Source organism: Chitinophaga sp., from assembly GCF_036569125.1.
In the GTDB taxonomy this organism is placed as follows: domain Bacteria; phylum Bacteroidota; class Bacteroidia; order Chitinophagales; family Chitinophagaceae; genus Chitinophaga.
In genome coordinates this window covers 1-19273 of sequence record NZ_DATCRF010000165.1, presented here as the reverse complement: position 1 = coordinate 19273, position 19273 = coordinate 1, and the positions used below count along the sequence as shown (strand labels likewise).

Sequence of the window (19273 nt, the reverse complement as noted above, 5' to 3'; positions counted from 1 at the left end):
GTATCTGATATGAACGATAACCAGACCCGTATGGTGCTGAACCCCGATGTGGTAGTACGCAGCCGCGGTGTGATGGAAAAATGTACCTTCTGCGTACAACGCCTGCAGGACGCTAAACTGACTGCGAAGAAAGAAGGCCGCCCTGTAAAGGATGGTGAAGCTAAGACCGCTTGTCAGCAAGCTTGTGCCGCAGACGCTATCGTATTCGGTAACGTAAATGATAAAGAAAGCCGCGTATTCAAGATCCGTAACGAAGAGCAAACCGAAAGGCTGTTCTACGTACTGGAAGAAACCCATACGCTGCCTTCCGTTAACTATCTTGCTAAGATCAGGAATAAAGATGCCGCTCCGAAAGCTGAAGGTCAGCACGAAGAAGCTGCGCATCACTAAAACCGGGATCCGGTAAGGAAGTAAGCAGAAACCGGTGAAGGAGATTCATCGGGTCCGTTGAAAAAGACGGAAAATTGTGAGATAAAGAATCAGAGATCATAACAAAGACAAGGGCTGCTAGCCAGCAACTAACAGCTAAAAGCTTTACGAACTATGCATTTAAAGTACGAATCCACACTGAGAGAACCTTTAGTTGATGGGGTAAAGGATTATCATAAGGTAACGGAAGATATCATCGGCCCCATTGAAGCCAAACCGGGTAAGCTGTGGTATGTTGGTTTCTTTATATCGCTCTCATTGTTAGCGTTTGGGGTGTTTTCTGTAACCTGGGAAGTGTACTTCGGTACCGGGGTGTGGAATCTGAACAAAACCGTAGGTTGGGGTTGGGATATTACCAACTTCGTATGGTGGGTAGGTATCGGTCACGCCGGTACGCTGATCTCCGCCATCCTGTTGCTGTTCCGTCAGGGATGGCGTACAGGGGTGAACCGTGCGGCAGAAGCCATGACCATCTTTGCGGTAATGTGCGCCGGTCAGTTCCCGATCTTCCACATGGGTCGTGTTTGGATGGCCTTCTTTGTACTGCCTTATCCTAACACACGCGGTCCGCTGTGGGTGAACTTTAACTCCCCGCTGCTGTGGGACGTGTTCGCGATCTCTACCTACTTCACCGTATCACTGCTGTTCTGGTACTCCGGTCTGCTGCCCGACTTTGCTACGGTACGTGACCGCGCTAAAACCAAGCTGCGTAAGCTGCTGTATGGTGTTGCCTCTTTCGGCTGGACCGGTTCCACCAAACACTGGCAGCGTCATGAATCCTTATCACTGGTGCTGGCCGGTTTATCTACTCCGCTGGTACTTTCCGTACACACCATCGTATCTTTTGACTTTGCTACTTCCGTAATACCCGGCTGGCATACCACCATTTTCCCGCCCTACTTTGTGGCAGGTGCTATCTTCTCCGGCTTTGCGATGGTAAATACACTGCTGATCATTACCCGTAAAATATTACACCTGGAAGATTACATTACCATCGGGCACCTGGATGCCATGAACAGGGTAATTGTATTAACCGGTTCCATTGTAGGTTGCGCCTACCTGACAGAACTGTTTATGGCGTGGTATTCCGGATCTCAATACGAATTTGCAGAATTCTATAAATACCGTGCTGCAGGTCCGCTGGGCTGGTCATACTGGATCATGATGACCTGTAACGTAATTACGCCGCAGGTGTTCTGGTTCCGTAAAATGAGAAGGAACATCATGGTATCTTTCATTATGTCCATCATTGTGAACATTGGTATGTGGTTCGAACGTTTTGTGATCATCTGTACCTCTCTGTACCGCGATTACCTGCCTTCCAGCTGGGTGTATTACCGTCCGGCCTGGCCTGAAGTTGGTTTTTACATGGGTACCTTTGGCCTGTTCTTTACCTGCTACTTCCTGTTTGCCAAATACTTCCCGGTAATTGCTGTTGCGGAGATCAAGCATGTGCTGAAAACATCCGGCGAAAGCTTTAAGAATGATATGACGAAGTACGATCAGGAAAGCGCAGAAAAATTTGCGCACGACCTGGAGCATGCGCACTAAGATAGTTGGCAGTTCACAGTTGGTAGTTTGCAGTAACTGTCAACTGGCAACTGCAGACTGGCAACTAACATTATCTAATTTTTGAACTTTGTAATAGTTATGGCTGCAAAAAAATTTGTTGTAGGTTGTTTTGGAGAAGAGGCGGTGTTGTTTCCGGCAGTAAAGAAAGTACGTGCCGCAGGGTACAAGATCCATGATGTTTACACGCCGTTCCCGGTGCATGGCCTGGACCATGCCATGGGCCTGCGCGAAACCAGCCTGCACACGGCCGGTTTTGTATACGGTATTACCGGTACCACTACAGCATTATCTTTTATGAGCTGGGTGTTTACCTCAGACTGGCCGTTGAACATAGGCGGTAAGCCGCACTTTCCGTTGCCGGCTTTTATACCCATTACCTTTGAGCTAACAGTATTATTCTCTGCAGTAGGCATGGTGATGACCTTTTGCTACCTGTGTCAGCTGATGCCTTTTGTAAAGAAACATATCTTTCATCCAAGACAAACCGATGATAAGTTTGTAATGGTTATTGAAGTAACCGGCAAAAGCGGTGCAGGAGAAATTAAAGATTTCCTGGCCAGCGTAGGCGCTGATGAGATCAATGAGCAAATTGCTGAACCAGGCTGGTGGTATGGTCGCTTTGACCGTGAAGACCGTTTGTACGCTGAGCAGCCGGCACCTTTGAATGCATAATTAACGACTTAACAGAAAAGACGAAGAATTTTATATAAATGAAAAGGACTTCCAACATATTAGTAGTAGCTGCTTTGGCAGGCGGAGCTTTGCTGGCGGCCTGTAATACAGGAGAACATCACAGAAAGCCCGGCAGGATCTATATGCCAGATATGTATGAATCCCGTGCGTATGAGTTCTACAACGAGCGTGTAGCCAGCATGAAACCGGTAGATGGTACTGTGAAAAGAGGCGAGCTGCTGCCCTATCACCTGAAAGCAGAAGATACGGCCCAGGCTAACCTGGTAAAGAATCCGCTGGTGATCGGTAAAGCAGATGTGGAGGAAGGAAAACGTTTATTTAATATCTATTGCGGTATTTGCCATGGTACTGCCCTGGATGGCAATGGCCCCCTGTACAAAGGCGGCGACGGTCCTTACCCGGCAGCACCTGCTAACCTGGTAAGCGGTCCTAAAAGCACTTACTCGGAAGGCCGCCTGTTCCACGTAATGACCTATGGTTATAATGCCATGGGTAGCTACGCCAGCCAGCTGGATCGTGAGCAGCGCTGGAAAATAGCCGCTTACATTAAAACCATGCAACCCGGCGGTTCCAAACCGGCTGCAGATACTGCTACTGCTGCCCCGGCCGCAGGCGCTGCTGCACCTGCAATAGACAGCACCGGCAAAAAGAAATAAGATCAGAACTACCCTAAGGAAGTAAAAGATATAGTGACTCGAATAAAAATTTTCAAATGAAGGACCAATTTGTAGTACCGGCAAAATTAAAAACGACCAGCTTCGTGTTAATGGGCATTGGCGTACTCACTTTATTGATCGGATTAGTGGCCCTTGGAGGCGAGCATGGCGCTACCCGTTTTTGGGCAGGCATTTTACAGAACAGTACCTTCTTTCTGCTGGTGGCACTGGCAAGTACTTTCTTTATTGGCGCTACAACCCTGGCGCATGGCGGCTGGCAGATAGCTTTTCGCCGTGTACCGGAAGCTATTTCCATGGCAGTACCTGTACTGGGTGGTATCCTGTTCATAGTATTAATGATATTGGTTTTCGGACATAAAGACGGTGTGTATCACTGGGTGAATGCTGAACATGTAAAGCATGATCCTATCCTGAACGGCAAATCTGCCTTCCTGGGTAACACATTCTTTACCACTGCTACTGTTATTACCATCGGTTTGTGGATCTTCTTTACCATCAAGCTGCGCAATATGTCACTGGAAGAAGATACCTGGGATCTGAGCCCTGAAACCGGCCGCCGTATCCTGTGGAGGAATTCGTTCTGGTGTGGTGGTTTTATTGTGATCTATGCGCTGAGCGTAGGTTCTACCACTCCCTGGCTGTGGCTGATGAGCATTGATCCTCACTGGTTCTCTACCATGTACAGCTGGTACACTTTTGCCAGCACCTGGGTATCCGGCCTGTCACTGATCGCATTATTTGTGATCTACCTGAAAAGGAACGGTTACCTTTCCTATGTAAATGAAGAGCATTTGCATGACCTGGGTAAATTCATGTTTGCGTTCAGCATCTTCTGGACTTACCTGTGGTTCTCACAGTATATGCTGATATGGTATGCCAACATGCCGGAAGAAACCGAATACTTTAAACCCCGCGTTTGGGGTGAATGGCGCCCGGTGTTTTTCCTGAACCTGATCATCAACTTTATTTTGCCGTTGCTGCTGTTAATGAAACGCGATACCAAGCGTAACTATACTGCAGTAACCTATATTGCCATCCTGATCATCTTTGGTCACTGGCTGGACTTTTTCCAGATGGTAATGCCGGGTTCCGTTCATGAGCTGAACTTCCCCTGGTATGAGCTGGGATTAGGCCTGGGTTTTGTGGGGCTGCTGATATTTTTAGTTGCTAACCAGCTGACAAAAGCACCGCTGGCGCCCAGGAACCATCCTTATCTGAAGGAAAGTATCATACACCACACCTGATCAAAGGAAGTGAACCTAGTAACAACGAAAAGCATTAGATAACTTAATTATTTCAAATAGCAATGTCAGGTTTTTTAGCAGTCTTAGTTGTTGTGCTCATATTCATAGTCATCTTCCAGATTGCGAAGGCGAGCGAATATGTGTCCATTTTGAAGGGAGAAAAGAAGGCCCGCCAGCAGAATAACCGCATTAACGGCTTTTTGCTGATCGCTTTCCTGGTGCTGGGACTCATTGGCGTATATTACTGCAATGAGCTGTTGAAAGGTAAGATATTGGGCGAAGCAGCATCCGAACAGGGCGATTCCATTGATAACATGATCATGTGGACCCTGGTAATTACCGGGATAGTATTTGTAATTACGCAGATACTGCTGTTCTGGTTCGCATTCAAATACCAGGAGAAAGAAGGCCAGGCTGCCTTTTATTTCCCGCACAATAACAAGCTGGAAGTGATCTGGACCGTGATCCCTGCCATTGCGCTCACCATACTGGTGGCCATTGGTTTGCGCCACTGGTTCGCCATTACCTCCGAAGCGCCTAAAGATGCTATGGTGGTAGAAATTACCGGCAAGCAGTTTAACTGGCTGATCCGCTACCCCGGTAAAGACGGGCAGCTGGGCAGCAAATTCTTCAAGAATATTAATGATGCTACCAACCCGGTTGGCCAGGATTGGGATGATAACCTGAATAAAGATGATTTCATGGCCACTGAAATGCACCTGGTAGTAGGTAAGCCGGTAAAGCTGATCATTGGCTCCCGCGATGTGGTGCATGACGTAGGTTTATCTCACTTCCGCCTGAAAATGGATGCGGTGCCCGGTATCCCTACCACCCTGTGGTTTACGCCTAAGTTCACTACTACGCAGATGAAAGACAAAACCGGTAACCCTGATTTTGTATACGAAATTTCCTGCGACCAGATGTGCGGCGCCGGTCACTACTCCATGAAAGCCAACATTGTAGTAGAAACCCAACAGGAATTTGATGCCTGGGTAGCCAAGCAGAAATCACAGTATGCGCTGGCGCATGAAGCAGAAGGTTCCGGTAAGCCGGCACAGCCTGTTGCTCCCGCTGAGCCGTCTAAGGACAGCACCCAGAAAGCAGTAGCGGCATTATAATTCGCTAAATTTGTGAACAGCATTATTTAAGACATAACAGTAAGATACTTCCAAATAGATCCGATTATGAGTAACGAAGCAACCCTGCACAGTCATCATGAGGTAACGCACGGCGCAGCGGCGCATGACCATGGCAACGGGCATGATGAACATCATCATGAAGACAGCTTCATATCGAAGTATGTTTTCAGCATGGATCATAAAATGATTGCCAAGCAATTCCTGATCACCGGTATCATCTGGGCGATCGTAGGCGCTGGCTTTTCAGTATTGTTCCGCTTACAGCTGGCTTTTCCCGACTCCACTTTCCCTTTCCTGGAATCTATCCTGGGTCATTGGGCTAAAGGCGGCCGCATTACACCGGAGGCCTACTACGCCCTGGTAACCATGCACGGCACCATCCTGGTATTCTTTGTATTGACGGCAGGTTTGTCCGGTACTTTCTCCAACCTGCTGATACCCCTGCAGGTAGGTGCACGCGATATGGCTTCTCCCTTCATGAACATGCTGAGCTACTGGTTCTTCTTCCTGGCCAGCATTGTAATGACCTGCTCCCTGTTCGTACAAACAGGACCTGCTTCCGGCGGCTGGACATCTTACCCCCCGCTGAGCGCCCTGGGCGATGCTTCTATCGGTTCTAAAATAGGTATGGATCTTTGGTTAACCAGCATGGCGCTGTTCGTAGTATCGCAGCTGCTGGGTGGCCTGAACTATATTTCCACCATTCTGAATATGCGTACCAAAGGTATGAGCATGACGAAGCTGCCGCTGACTATCTGGGCATTCTTCTTCACCGCTATCCTGGGCGTATTATCCTTCCCGGTACTGCTGTCAGGTTTCATCCTGCTGCTGTTTGACCGTCATGCAGGCACCAGCTTTTACCTGAGCGAGCTGTTTGTAGCCGGTAAAGCCCTGTCTAACGAAGGCGGTAGCGCCATCCTGTACCAGCACTTGTTCTGGTTCCTGGGTCACCCGGAAGTGTACATCATCATCCTGCCTGCAATGGGTATGGTATCTGAAGTACTGGCCATTAATTCCCGTAAACCTATCTTTGGTTACCTGGCAATGATCGGCTCCCTGTTCGCCATTGCGATCCTGGCCTTCCTGGTATGGGCGCACCACATGTTCGTAACAGGTTTGAATCCCTTCCTGGGCGCGTTCTTCGTACTCTTAACCTTACTCATAGCCGTGCCATCGGCCATCAAGGTATTTAACTGGCTCACCACCATCTGGAAAGGCAGCATACGGTTCACCCCGGGTGCGCTGTTCTCCATCGGTTTTGTGAGCACCTTTATCTCCGGCGGTTTAACCGGTATCTGGCTGGGTAACTCTTCCATTGATATTCACCTGCACGATACGTACTTCGTGATCGCGCACTTCCATATAGTAATGGGTGTATCTGCCTTCTTTGGTATGTTTGCCGGTATTTACCATTGGTTCCCGAAAATGTATGGCCGCTACCTGAACGGTACGCTGGGTTACATTCACTTCTGGATCACACTGGTAGGCGCTTACTGCATCTTCTGGCCCATGCACTATGAAGGTATGGCCGGTATGCCCAGAAGGTATTATGATTACTCCAACTGGGAATCTTTCAAACAGTTTGCAGAGCTGAATAAGTTTATCAGTATCGTGGTATTCATTGTGTTTGCTACGCAGCTGCTGTTTGTGTTCAACTTCTTCTACAGCATTTTCAAGGGCCGTAAGCTAACCACTACCAACCCCTGGGATGCAACTACACTGGAATGGACCACCCCCATACATCCGGGGCATGGCAACTGGCCTGGTGAAATTCCGGAAGTACACCGTTGGGCGTATGACTACAGCAAGGACGGAAAAGACTTTATTCCGCAAACCGTGCCGTTGGGCCCTGACGAAACAGCGCATTGATAAACAGCTGTTAGCTGTTAGCCATTAGCTTTTAGCAGCTAACAGCTAATAGCCAAAAGCTAAAAGCAAGAATAAGTGTTGCAAGAAAACTCCATAAAATTGTCGTTATCGTATGCAGTAGCCAGCAAGGCGAAGGATTACTTCCAGCTCATGAAGTTCAACCTCACGTTCATGGTTGTATTTTCCTGTGTGGTAGGTTACCTGCTGGTGCCGGGAGTGGAGTTTAACCTGGTAAAAGTTCTTTTATTATTTGCAGGCGGCCTTTTGGTATCCGGTTCGGCCAACACTATTAACCAGGTGTGGGAAAAGAATACGGATAAGCTGATGGCCCGTACCGCTAACCGCCCTTTACCGGCCGGCCGGCTCTCTGAAACAGAGGCCTCCGTGGTAGCTGTGGTTACCGGTTTAGCGGGTATTGGCATTATGGCCTATAGCTTTAACTGGCTGAGCGCTGTTTTAAGCCTGATATCCCTGGTATTATACGGTTTTGTATATACGCCCTGGAAAAAATGGAATTCGCTGGCCGTACTGGTAGGCGCTATTCCCGGCGCCTTGCCCCCGTTGATCGGGTGGGCAGCCGGCGCTAACCAGCTGAGCGAAGGAGGCTGGTCCTTATTCGCCATCCAGTTCCTGTGGCAGTTCCCGCACTTCTGGGCTATTGCCTGGATAGCGCACCAGGACTATACCAAAGCAGGCTTTAAGCTGTTACCAGCTGCAGGCGGCCCGAATAAAATGACGGCATTGCAGTCCGCTACTTATGCGCTGTTACTGATACCGGCAGGCCTGGCGCCTTACCTGTTAAAGATCAGCGGTAGCATCTCTGCCATCATTTGCATACTGGCCGGCATTTTTTACCTGTACCGCGCAGTTACGCTGTACCGGAAATGTGATGTGCCTGCTGCCCGTAAGCTGATGTTTGGTTCTTATATTTACCTGGTAATAGTACAGCTGGCGTTGCTGGCTGATAAAGTATAAATTGAAAAGAGCGTGATGCAGGCAATGAGTGTACAAAGAAAGAAAATACATCCGCATAAATATTCCCTGTGGATAGCTATGGGCAGCATAACCATGATGTTCATAGGTTTTACCAGTGCCTATGTTGTAAAACGGGCACAGGCGAACTGGCAGGTCTTTGATTTACCCCACATCTTCTGGATCTCTACCGCGGTGATACTCATCAGCAGTGGAACCATCCAGTTAGCCGTGAAGCAGTTCAAGCAAAGGAATATGCAGCGCTACAAGCAGCTCATAACCCTTACAGCGGCTTTGGGTGTGGTATTTGCGGCATGTCAGTGCCTCGGTTTTTCGCAGCTGAGCCAGCGCGGCTTACCGTTGAGCGGGCCCGTATCGGCCTCCTTTATTTACGTGATCGTAGGCATGCATATGCTGCACGTGCTGGGAGGTGTGGTAGCCCTGCTGATCATGTTTGCCAGGGCTTACAGAACAAGGGTGCGTGTATACAGCGCCGTACCTATTGAGGTCGCATCGCTCTACTGGCATTTTGTAGATGTGTTGTGGATCTACCTCCTGGTGTTTTTAAGCATAGCCAGGTAAAACGAAGGTTCATTCAAACAATTGAATAAAGACATAAAACGCCGAAATAAATAACAACGAATTAAATTAAAAATGGATACAGCAGTTACAGCGAAGAAAAAATGGTGGGGCGGAGGATATTCTCCCTTTAATGTGAGCTATGGAAAGTTGATGATGTGGTACTTCCTGATGTCAGATGCTTTTACTTTTGGCGCATTACTGATCTCATACGGTACTATCCGCTTCATGAGCACCTCCTGGCCTGATCCTAACGAGGTTTTCCGCTCATTCCCGCTGATGGGGCATGCACACATGCCATTGGTATTTGTGAGCTTAATGACCTTCATCCTCATTATGAGTTCTGTGACCATGGTATTAGCTGTACATGCCGGTCACCACAGGAACCAGAAAGATGTGGCCAAATGGCTCATCTGGACCATCATTGGCGGTATTGCCTTCCTGTCTTGCCAGGCCTGGGAATGGACACACCTTTTCCATGAAGGCGCCTGGTGGGGCCGCAATCCGTTCTCTAATGTGAATGGTACGGTAGCTTCTACCAACTTTACTAACTTCTTCTTTACCATTACCGGTTTCCACGGCCTGCACGTAACTTCCGGCGTGGTGCTGAACATTGTGATCCTGGCCAACGTACTGAAAGGTACCTACGAGCAGCGCGGACACTATGAAATGATCGAGAAAGTAGGTTTGTACTGGCACTTTGTAGACCTGGTTTGGGTATTTGTGTTCACCTGTTTTTACCTGCTGTGATCGCGGCAAAGGGAATGGAAGTTGTTATTTTAAATTAGAATCTTAAAAAATTATTGATAATGGAACATACACATACAGTAGAAGGGCATGAGCACCAGGAGCACGAAGGCTCCACGAAAACCATCTGGAAAACGTTCTGGATCTTATTGTGTGTGACTGTAGTGGAAGTAGCGCTGGCTTTCTTACACCTGGAAACCGGCTTCCCAAGCCGCCTGGTGCTGAATGCTATATTCGTAGGCTTAACCGTTGTAAAGGCCTTTTTCATTGTAGCTGAATTTATGCACTTGCGTCATGAGATCAAGAACCTGATCCTGACCATCCTGATACCTTTGATGCTGTTCGTATGGTTCATTATCGCCTTCCTGGCAGATGGTGATTCCTGGAAGAACATGCGTAAGGACCTTGCTCCCGGTGCACCCCGTCAGGAATTACCTGCGGTGCATACTGAGGAAGGACATCATTAAAAGACACAACGCGTTTTGGATTTATAAAACGACATGTTATTAAACGCAGGGCAGTTATAGGATTAATGTTGGCAATTTTGTTGCCGCTTGTGGGGTACCTGATAGTAGATCATTATGGTAAGAACGTGGTACCTGTACCACGTTTTTACATTCCGGAAAGGGTGGACACTGTGGTGAAGGATGGTAAAACCAGCTACGACACCGTGTTTCACACCATCCGCGATTTTACCCTTACCAACCAGTTAGGCCAGCAGGTAGGCCTCAAGAACCTGCCCGGTAAAGTGGTGCTGGTTGATTTCTTTTTTACTTCCTGTACCAGCATTTGCCCCACCCTTACTAAAAATCTGAAGAAAATACAGGAAGCGTACGTGAAGAACGATACGCTGCTGCAGCTCCTCTCTTTTTCTGTAGACCCGGAACGCGATTCATCCGAACGCCTGCGCTGGTATGCAAATAAGAACGGTATTAACCCGGATAACTGGTGGCTGCTGACGGGGCCTAAAAAAGAGATCTACGACCTGGCCCGTCATGATTTTTTTGTATCGGTAACAGAAGGCAGCGGTGGCCCGGATGATTTTATTCATACGGAAAAGCTGGTGCTGATAGATAAGAACGGCCATATCCGCGGTTATTACAATGGGCTGGATAGCAATGCCATCCGCCAGTGCGCCAATGATATTGCCGTATTGCATTTAGAGAAAGACCGTAACCGGCCGCCCTTCTGGAAGCGGTTGTTTGCAGGTACTGAATCGGTGAAGTGATATTTTAGATGTACGGTTTACGATTTTAGATCTCATGCCGCAGTTCGCTTAAAAGATCCAAAATCGTAAATCTAAAATCGTAAATCGAAATGAGTAGTCTTAAGAACAAGAACCTTAACCTCCCTATAACCATCATATCCATCGTAATACCGGTGTTGGTGGCCATCCTCTTTTACCTGCCCCGCCCGCATATGGAAGCAGGGTTTAATGTGCAGCTGCTGCCCTTATTCCATGCCATTTTAAATTCCACTACTGCGGTGCTGCTGCTGGCCAGCCTGTATTTCATCAAGAATGGGCATATTAAAGCGCATAAAGCCGCTAATCTAACCGCGGTGGTACTTAGTGCCATCTTCCTGATATCGTACGTTACATACCACTTTTTTACCGAAAGCACTAAGTTTGGCGACAGCGATCATAATGGTGTGGTAGATGCTGTGGAAAAGGCAGCTGTGGGAGGCAGCCGTTATTTTTACTACTTTATTCTGCTTACCCATATTGTGCTGGCGGCCGTAATTGTACCACTGGTATTGTTCACCTTACTGCGCGGCCTGCAATCTGATTTTGTGAAACATAAGAAAATAGCCCGTATAACCTGGCCTATTTGGTTTTATGTATCCGTAACCGGTGTAGTGGTGTATATAATGATCTCCCCGTATTATTAATGGGCGTAACTTTGTAACCGCACTTTAAAGGACACACATGAAGCAGCTTGGATTATTTTTAATGATATTATTGTGCAGCGTGCAGGCTATGGCGCAGTGCTCTCTTTGTACCAAAACCGCACAGCAGCTGGGAGAAGGCCCTGCCAAAGGGTTAAACAACGGTATTCTTTACCTGGCCTTAACGCCCTTACTTATTATCGGTATTTTAGGTTACCGCTGGTGGCGCAGCAACCGTACTAATGAATAATTAAGTCACCCTCACCCTCTGTTATAGTGCTTCATTCCTGATTATTAATTAGCCCGCACTTAGCCTTAGTCCCATTCTCTTACACCACTTATACCATTTTCATTAACGGTCCCATAAACTTAGTAACATTACCCGCACTCTCTCCCCGCGATTATTAATTATTCATTCTTAATTATTAATTACTCCTCCGGAGGAAACTGAAACTCCGGGCAATCCAACCTCAGATCCCCGGATTTTAGCGGAGACTTTACCAGGTTGCAATAATGGCCGCCGTTCTTTTGGGTATAGAACCGGCAGTTCAGGCACATGGTCTGCGGGGTGATCACTTCCACCTGGTTCAGCTTGTAAATGGTCTGCAGCAGTTTTTCCAGCAGGGCGGCCTGGTCATCATCCGTAAACTGGCTTACAACATCCAGCATGGGATTGGCAAAGCGCTCCACCTTCCGGGCCATGACCTTGCCTTCTTTGCTCAGGTGCAGGCTATGGCTGCGGGAATCGCCTTCCGTAATTTTACGGGTAAGCAATTGTTTGCTTTCCAGCGATTTTATGGCATCGCTGATGGTAGCCTTGGTCATGTTGAAATAATGCGCCAGGTGCGTTACCGTTCTTTTTCCTTCAGGATAGTAAAGTAAGAATATGAGGAGCTGTACCTGTATAGGGCTTAGTCCATACTGCTTGGCTTCATTCCATAGCAATACACGAAAGGTGGCTGATAGTCGTTCTAAAGCGGCTACCACCTTACTGGATAAATTTCCGGCTTGTTGTTCGGGGCTGAAAATTGAAGTTTTCCCCATCCTGCTTCCTGCTTACTTTTTGTAACCGGCTAATATACAGAAATTTTGGATCGTGGAAAATACAATCAATATATTACTAACAGCCTTCAATTTCATGAATGTAATATCCCTGCCGGGCAATTGTTTTTTCCCATACCGGTATTACCTCTTCCAGGTGGCAGAAACGGCAGTCCCGGGTAGTGATGTGTGGAGAAGCGCGTTGTTTGGATTGCAGGTAAGCTTTACCAAAAGTAAGCACGTGATCATAGTGTGTACCGGCAGCAACAATAATATCAAAATGCATGTATCCGCCGTTCTTCTTCTTTACATAGGTGTCAAAAACAGCAACTTCCATAGTTTATGGTTATGGTTCAAATAGTTTTCAGCAGGATTTCAATAAGTTGATACGGGTAAATAAGGAAGGAGTATTAGCAGGGCTGTTGTGCAACGGGATCTGGATACGTCCACAGGATTACGCTCAGGCTTACGGCTTTAAACCAGGCCTGGTGCATTTTTTCAATTTCCTCGGGCCGGTGGCCGTTCTTACTCAGGAAAGGGCGGATAGCATTGGTGACCGGGTAAATAAAGGTGACCATGTAGCGTAAAAAAACAGCCGGCAGGTCGGGCATTTGCGGGGTAGGTACCGCCTGGTCCTGGTAGCGTTGCGCAATAGCCTGTTCAAGCTGGGCCCAGGGATTATCGGCAGGCCGCTGGCATAATTGGCGGATCCAGCTGCCGAAACGGGGCCGCAAGGTACGCAGGTATTCGGCATCCGGCTTACCATCGCGGGTAAAATAATGGGCCAGGTAATCGTTGGCAACCATGTGATCGTACCAAATGTCCAGTATTGTTTCTGATTGATCGGAAAGTATTTCACCGGCCATTTGTAAATACCGTTCATCTTCACGGGTAAACAGTAACATACGTTTTATTAAAACTAGCTCCCGTAAACTCAAAGTGGATGAGGTAATACCGGCCGACGTACTTTCATAACGCTTGCCATTTATCATAGATGTATTTTTAGGTGGGGTCGTAACCCAGTTTCGTACCTTACAAATATAATAAGGGCTCCTAACTAACAAAATCTTTAACATTTCGTTCACCGCGTTAATTTCATTGTATTCAGCTTTTATCGTATGTAAAATCAATTTATATACAGTTTATAATAATGAATACCGCAGTAGTTGTCCAATCTAGCTATGCATTTCGCTTAACAATTCATTAACTCATTTTGACACCTATTTCACGACAAATGCCGGATACATAATGCTGATTATTTATATATAATACTGCCGGCAAGCCCATTTTATTTGCGGTTGTGGTGACCAGTATATAGTTTTGAAGTCACTTACAGATGTACCCGCGCTTTCTGATACAAACTATATTACGAGATCATTGACCATGAAGAACATTTTTTTTACGCTTAACCGGAGTGGTATTCCGGTATCTCCCTCTATGGACCCTGCGCTGGCAGATGCTCATGTGGCACAGCCTCCCGCGGGGATCAACCCTAAAAGGGTTTTATATTTATCGGCCTTAACCGTGGCAAATGCGGCCATTATCAGTTTAATTGCCAAGCTGCTGTTACTCCTCATTAACTTTATCACCAACCTCTCGTTCTATGGCCGGCTTTCTGTAGAGGAAAGCACTCCCCTGCACAACCAGCTGGGCTATTGGGTAATAATTGTACCCGTGATCGGCTCCGTGATCGTAGGCTTAATGGCGCGTTATGGTTCTGCCGCTATCCGCGGGCATGGCATACCGGAGGCAATGGAACAGGTGCTGGTGAATAAAAGCCGTATTAAACCTATTATCACTTTCCTGAAGCCCCTTTCCGCCGCCATTTCCATCGGCACCGGTGGTCCCTTTGGTTCAGAAGGACCTATTATTGCTACCGGGGGCGCCTGGGGTTCTTTTATTGGCCAGCTATTAAAGATCACGGCCAACGAGCGTAAAATATTGCTGGCCGCCGGCGCTGCAGCCGGTATGAGCTGTATATTCGGCAGCCCGCTGGCGGCCATGATCCTGGCGGTTGAGCTATTGTTGTTCGAATTTTCTCCCCGCAGTATTATCCCGGTTGTACTGGGTTGTATCACCGGTTCGGCCTTTCATCATTTATACTGGGGCAGTGCGCCGGTGTTTACCATGCCGGATGTTACAGCGCCCACCAATACTGCGCTGCTGGCCTATTCCGTTATTGGAATAGTGATCGGCTTACTGGCTGCATTGGTTACTAAGGCAGTGTATGCGATCGAAGATGGTTTTGAAAAGCTGCCCATTCACTGGATGTGGTGGCCCACCTTTGGGGGCCTGGTGGTAGGGTTAGTAGGTTATTTTGCACCTGCCACTTTAGGCGTAGGGTATGTGAATATTAATAATTTGCTTACCGGTCAGGTAACCCTTCACATGTTGTTTGTGCTGGGCGTGCTGAAGTTTATATCCTGGTCTTTTTCTTTAGGCAGCGGTACCTCCGGTGGTACCCTGGCGCCCCTGCTTACCATTGGCGGCGCTTGCGGCGTATTCATTGCATTGATGCTGCAAATGGTATTTCCCAACGTAGCTATCAACATATCTGTAGCAGCCTTAATAGGCATGGCGGCTATGTTTGCGGGATCTACCCGCGCGCTGCTTACCTCTATTATTTTTGCGCTGGAAACCACCCGTGATGGAGATACCCTGCTGCCGTTGATCGGCGCCTGTGTAGCTTCTTATTTCGTTTCCTTTTTCCTGATGCGCAATACCATTATGACGGAGAAAATTGCCCGCCGCGGCATTCTCACACCGCATACCTACAAACCGGATCCCCTGGAAGGTATTCCGGTAAAAGAAGCGCTGGTGAACAACCTGGTAATGATAAGCGAGGAGAATACCATTGGCGAGCTACGGAACTGGTTATACGAAAATAAGCTGGGCGGTTATGAGCTGGCCTACCCGGTGGTAGATGCGCATCAGCAGCTGATAGGGATACTTAAAATGGAAGATGTGCTGCTGCCCGATACGCCGGAAGATGCCTCTGTTACCTATGTTACCAATACCAATATGGTAACGGTGCAGGAAGATAGCTCCCTGCGTTTTGCCGTAGACCTGATGGCCCGCCACCAGCAGGATATTTTACCGGTGATCAGTGGGCCTGATAAGATACTGACAGGGTTGATCAGCTACCGTACCGTGTTTAACGCTTACCACCACGCGAAAGATGCAGATGAAACCAGCAGCCGCAATATTTCCATTAAACGGCAGGTAATGAAAGTGCTGATCAAAAATGGCGTGTTAAGATAATATGTACGTGTGCCACACCTTTAAGGTGTGGCACACATTTTACCAATTATTAACCAGCTTATACAGGTTAAACGTACCCTCTTCCAGCTCCCGTAATATTTGTTGCTGCAGCGCTTTTTTATTTACATCCTGCATACGCCGGTGCTGGATCAGCTGCCAGGCCTTTTCCGCCAGCAGCAAGGCATGCCGCTCTTTATGATCCATTTGTTGCTGGTGCCGGTCAATGGCTTGTATCAATTCCTGGATGCCTTCATCGCGGGTGGCAATGGTTTTAAGCACCGGTATTTGCCAGCCTGTGTTATGGTGCCGTTCTGCAGATAACAAGCGCAGGTTTTTTACAAACGCATCTGCATTATCACGGTCCGCCTTGTTCACCACAAATATGTCGGCAATCTCCATCAGCCCGGCTTTCATCGTTTGTATCTCATCACCTGCTTCCGGTACTACCACCACAACGGTAGTAGTGGCAATGCCCGCAATATCCACTTCACTCTGGCCTACGCCAACTGTTTCTATAAACAGGTAATCGAATCCTGCAGCTTTTATTATATCACTTACTTCAATGATCTTGGGGCTCAGGCCGCCTAATGCACCCCGGTTGGCCATCGAGCGTATGAACACCTGCTCATTGTTAAAGTGCTGGCTCATGCGGATGCGGTCGCCCAGCAGGGCGCCAAAGTTAAAAGGGGAAGATGGGTCCACGGCAATAATAGCTACCCGCTTTTGCTGATCCACCAGCGTTTGGATGAGCGTATTCACCAGCGTGCTTTTGCCGGCGCCGGGCGGGCCGGTGATGCCTATTACCCGCGTGGGGCTGCCGGGGGGCAGTTGTTCCAGCAGCTGTGTATAGCCCGGCGCTTCATTTTCTACCAATGAAATGCGGCGGGCCAGTGTTTTCAGATCAGGTATCTCTGCCGGATGGTGCAACATAGGTGCAAAATAAAGATTTCCTTTATACCTTCGCTCCGGCACATTAATCATCATTACATGAAAGTAGCGGGATTTACCTTTGTACGTAACGCCATAAAATATGATTACCCGGTGGTGGCTTCCATACAATCTGTGTTGCCCCTGTGCGATGAGATGGTGGTAAGCGTAGGTAATTCTGATGATAATACGCTGGAGCTTATTCAATCCATCGGCTCCCCCAAGATCCGCATTATACAAACCATTTGGGACGATTCCCTGAAAGAAGGCGGGCGCGTGCTGGCTGTAGAAACCAACAAGGCTTTTGATGCTGTGGGCGCTGATGCCGACTGGGCTTTTTACATACAGGCCGATGAAGTGGTGCATGAAAAAGGCTATAACAACATACGTGCTGCCATGCAGCAATACAAGGACGATAAACGGGTTGAAGGATTGCTGTTCAACTACGTGCATTTTTACGGTAGCTATGATTATGTAGGCGATTCACGCACCTGGTACAAAAACGAGATCCGTGTGATCCGTAATAATAAACAGATCCGCTCTTATAATGATGCACAGGGCTTTCGCAGGGACGGGCAAAAGCTGCTGGTAAAACCGGTGCAGGCGGAGATCTATCACTATGGCTGGGTAAAAGATCCCGCATTGCAGGCGCAAAAACAAAATAACTCTCACCACTTATATTACGGTAATAATGAGCAGGCCTTGCAGGAACGTTTGTTAACCGGTGAATTTGACTACGGCATGGTGGATTCCCTGGCCCTGTTCAAAGGCGCCCACCCGCAGGTAATGCAAAGCCGCATAGCTGCGCGTAACTGGCAGTTTGAGCGCGACATTAGCCGTAAAAGCTTTTCTTTTAAAGACTCCCTGTTGTATTGGATTGAGCAGAAAACCGGCAAACGCCTGTTTGATTACCGGAACTATAAAATACTGAAATAGCTTAGTACAGGCTGCGGTATACGTGCAGGTATTCCCGGGTCATACGGTCCCAGTTAAACTGGTGCGCATGCGCTATGATGGCCTGTTGCGGGTGTTGGGTGGCATATTGGTGCATCCCTTCTTCAAACACCTGCTGCATATGCCGGGGATCAAAATCGCGGAAGTAATAAGCATGGTCACCCCCTACTTCCGGCAGGCTGGTTTTGTCTGACAAAAAGACAGGCTTGCCAAACTGCATAGCCTCAATAGGCGGTATTCCAAAACCTTCTGTAATGGAGGGAAACACGTATGCATAACAGTTCTTCAGGTACCAGTACTTATCCTGGTTGCTGATGGGGCCTAAGAGTTTTACACGGTTGCTTACGCCAAACAAAGCGGCTTCTTCCTGGATCTTCTTAATATAGTCGCCATGCGGCGCACCGGCAATCAGCAGCTCGTACTGGTTATGCTGCAGCAGTGCAGGCAGCACATGAAAATTCTTCTTGGGCATCAGCATCCCTACGGAGAACAGGAAGGGCGCCGCCGGCCGGTAACAGGGCTGGTCAAAGGAGGGGTATTCCTTTATATCGGCACCGTTGTATATAATGCAGCATTTTTCTTTTGCCACGCGTAAATGTTCCTGCACGGTATTAAACGTGAACCGGGAAATAGTAACAATGCGGTCCGCCTCATCTACCTGTTCCTGCAAACGGCGCAGCAGCAGGGTTTTGGTGCGGTCGTCCTTTCTTTCGTCCAGTAAAAAATTAAGATCGTGGATGGTGAGCACCAGCTTGCCTGTACGTTTGCGGGGATAAACATTGGTATCCTGGTGCAGCGCATGCCATACGGCGGTTTTGGGCGGGTGAAAAAAATAGCGGTGGTACCACTGGTAGTATAATGCTTTATAGCACACATTATTCGCAAACCCTTTAAAGCCGGCGGGCAGGTAGTACAATAGCTCCTCATCCTGCTCCAAAAGCGCGGGCAGGCGTTGGCCTAACTGCCAGCAAACTGTAAACAGCCCATTATGCGGATATTTTAGTTTTTCCAGGTCCAGCCCTATTAGAGGCATAATTGTATTGTGCTATTGAATAATGAAGATATAATTTTCAACGTTTAAGTTCCACCAAGGCGTATTTTTTGTTTAAATCTTAACGAATAATAAGGAGGTGCATTTAACGCTATCATCCACGCAATACGCGCATAAAAACCGCCTTTGTAGCACTTTTTCAATAGTTTAAAGAAATACCACCACTTCAATACATGATAAGCGGGGGCGGAAAAATGTTTTGAAAAAAAATACATAAGCGAGTAATAATAC

General features: G+C 47.8%; 21 protein-coding genes and 1 pseudogene. 16 read left to right on the top strand and 6 right to left on the bottom strand.

Features of this window, described 5'->3' with window-relative positions; all coding sequences use genetic code 11:
• The 14 genes and pseudogenes from VIM87_RS06020 to VIM87_RS05955 form a co-directional block, all read left to right on the top strand.
• Window positions 1–390, top strand: a pseudogene (locus tag VIM87_RS06020) ([Fe-S]-binding protein); the annotation flags it as partial.
• Between the two features lie 153 nt (window positions 391–543).
• Window positions 544–1980: an NrfD/PsrC family molybdoenzyme membrane anchor subunit gene (gene nrfD, locus VIM87_RS06015; protein WP_331996104.1), complete on the top strand. Its 1437-nt coding sequence runs from the start codon at window positions 544–546 to the stop codon at window positions 1978–1980.
• A gap of 99 nt (window positions 1981–2079) precedes the next feature.
• Window positions 2080–2673 (top strand): DUF3341 domain-containing protein, encoded by a 594-nt coding sequence (locus VIM87_RS06010; RefSeq protein ID WP_331996103.1) that lies wholly within the window; start codon window positions 2080–2082, stop codon window positions 2671–2673.
• A 38-nt stretch (window positions 2674–2711) separates the two neighbouring features.
• Window positions 2712–3350, top strand: coding sequence for a cytochrome c (locus VIM87_RS06005; protein ID WP_331996102.1), 639 nt, complete (start codon window positions 2712–2714; stop codon window positions 3348–3350).
• A gap of 56 nt (window positions 3351–3406) precedes the next feature.
• Window positions 3407–4615 (top strand): quinol:cytochrome C oxidoreductase, encoded by a 1209-nt coding sequence (locus tag VIM87_RS06000; RefSeq protein ID WP_331996101.1) that lies wholly within the window; start codon window positions 3407–3409, stop codon window positions 4613–4615.
• 140 nt (window positions 4616–4755) lie between these two features.
• A complete protein-coding gene (locus tag VIM87_RS05995; RefSeq protein ID WP_331996100.1) occupies window positions 4756–5733 on the top strand; it encodes a cytochrome c oxidase subunit II in 978 nt (325 codons plus the stop codon).
• 66 nt (window positions 5734–5799) lie between these two features.
• Window positions 5800–7623: a cytochrome c oxidase subunit I gene (locus VIM87_RS05990; RefSeq protein WP_331996099.1), complete on the top strand. Its 1824-nt coding sequence runs from the start codon at window positions 5800–5802 to the stop codon at window positions 7621–7623.
• Between the two features lie 99 nt (window positions 7624–7722).
• Window positions 7723–8598 carry a heme o synthase gene (gene cyoE, locus VIM87_RS05985; RefSeq protein WP_331996098.1) on the top strand — a complete coding sequence of 292 codons (876 nt, stop codon included), beginning with the start codon at window positions 7723–7725 and terminating at the stop codon, window positions 8596–8598.
• Window positions 8599–8622: 24 nt separating this feature from the next.
• Complete coding sequence (locus VIM87_RS05980; protein WP_238386482.1) at window positions 8623–9177, top strand: cytochrome c oxidase subunit 3; 555 nt, start codon at window positions 8623–8625, stop codon at window positions 9175–9177.
• Between the two features lie 72 nt (window positions 9178–9249).
• The gene (locus VIM87_RS05975; RefSeq protein ID WP_089906722.1) at window positions 9250–9924 is read left to right on the top strand and encodes a cytochrome c oxidase subunit 3; all 675 of its coding nucleotides are present in this window, start codon (window positions 9250–9252) and stop codon (window positions 9922–9924) included.
• Window positions 9925–9983: 59 nt separating this feature from the next.
• The gene (locus tag VIM87_RS05970) at window positions 9984–10388 is read left to right on the top strand and encodes a cytochrome C oxidase subunit IV family protein (RefSeq protein ID WP_331996097.1); all 405 of its coding nucleotides are present in this window, start codon (window positions 9984–9986) and stop codon (window positions 10386–10388) included.
• Between the two features lie 89 nt (window positions 10389–10477).
• Window positions 10478–11149, top strand: a complete 672-nt coding sequence (locus VIM87_RS05965) for an SCO family protein (protein WP_331996096.1) — start codon at window positions 10478–10480, stop codon at window positions 11147–11149.
• Between the two features lie 89 nt (window positions 11150–11238).
• On the top strand, window positions 11239–11811 hold the full coding sequence (locus tag VIM87_RS05960) for a DUF420 domain-containing protein (RefSeq protein ID WP_331996095.1): 573 nt from the start codon (window positions 11239–11241) through the stop codon (window positions 11809–11811).
• 37 nt (window positions 11812–11848) lie between these two features.
• On the top strand, window positions 11849–12058 hold the full coding sequence (locus tag VIM87_RS05955; RefSeq protein ID WP_089906718.1) for a hypothetical protein: 210 nt from the start codon (window positions 11849–11851) through the stop codon (window positions 12056–12058).
• A gap of 179 nt (window positions 12059–12237) precedes the next feature.
• On the opposite strand, the gene VIM87_RS05950 is transcribed toward VIM87_RS05955, so the two are convergent.
• The 3 genes from VIM87_RS05950 to VIM87_RS05940 form a co-directional block, all read right to left on the bottom strand.
• Window positions 12238–12852: a MarR family winged helix-turn-helix transcriptional regulator gene (locus VIM87_RS05950; RefSeq protein WP_331996094.1), complete on the bottom strand. Its 615-nt coding sequence runs from the start codon at window positions 12850–12852 to the stop codon at window positions 12238–12240.
• Window positions 12853–12928: 76 nt separating this feature from the next.
• A complete protein-coding gene (locus VIM87_RS05945; protein ID WP_331996093.1) occupies window positions 12929–13186 on the bottom strand; it encodes a DUF2024 family protein in 258 nt (85 codons plus the stop codon).
• Between the two features lie 73 nt (window positions 13187–13259).
• Window positions 13260–13841 carry a protoglobin domain-containing protein gene (locus VIM87_RS05940; protein ID WP_331996092.1) on the bottom strand — a complete coding sequence of 194 codons (582 nt, stop codon included), beginning with the start codon at window positions 13839–13841 and terminating at the stop codon, window positions 13260–13262.
• Window positions 13842–14232: 391 nt separating this feature from the next.
• Between VIM87_RS05940 and VIM87_RS05935 the strand changes: the two genes are divergently transcribed.
• The gene (locus tag VIM87_RS05935) at window positions 14233–16110 is read left to right on the top strand and encodes a chloride channel protein (protein WP_331996091.1); all 1878 of its coding nucleotides are present in this window, start codon (window positions 14233–14235) and stop codon (window positions 16108–16110) included.
• 39 nt (window positions 16111–16149) lie between these two features.
• On the opposite strand, the gene meaB is transcribed toward VIM87_RS05935, so the two are convergent.
• Entirely contained in the window at window positions 16150–17040 is an 891-nt protein-coding gene (meaB, locus tag VIM87_RS05930; protein ID WP_331996090.1) for a methylmalonyl Co-A mutase-associated GTPase MeaB, read from the bottom strand.
• 57 nt (window positions 17041–17097) lie between these two features.
• Between meaB and VIM87_RS05925 the strand changes: the two genes are divergently transcribed.
• The gene (locus tag VIM87_RS05925) at window positions 17098–17973 is read left to right on the top strand and encodes a glycosyltransferase family 2 protein (protein ID WP_331996089.1); all 876 of its coding nucleotides are present in this window, start codon (window positions 17098–17100) and stop codon (window positions 17971–17973) included.
• A 1-nt stretch (window position 17974) separates the two neighbouring features.
• On the opposite strand, the gene VIM87_RS05920 is transcribed toward VIM87_RS05925, so the two are convergent.
• Window positions 17975–19024, bottom strand: coding sequence for a glycosyltransferase family 1 protein (locus VIM87_RS05920; protein WP_331996088.1), 1050 nt, complete (start codon window positions 19022–19024; stop codon window positions 17975–17977).
• A 44-nt stretch (window positions 19025–19068) separates the two neighbouring features.
• Window positions 19069–19273 (bottom strand): hypothetical protein (locus tag VIM87_RS05915; RefSeq protein ID WP_331996087.1); only part of this gene is annotated, 205 nt, incomplete at its 5' end.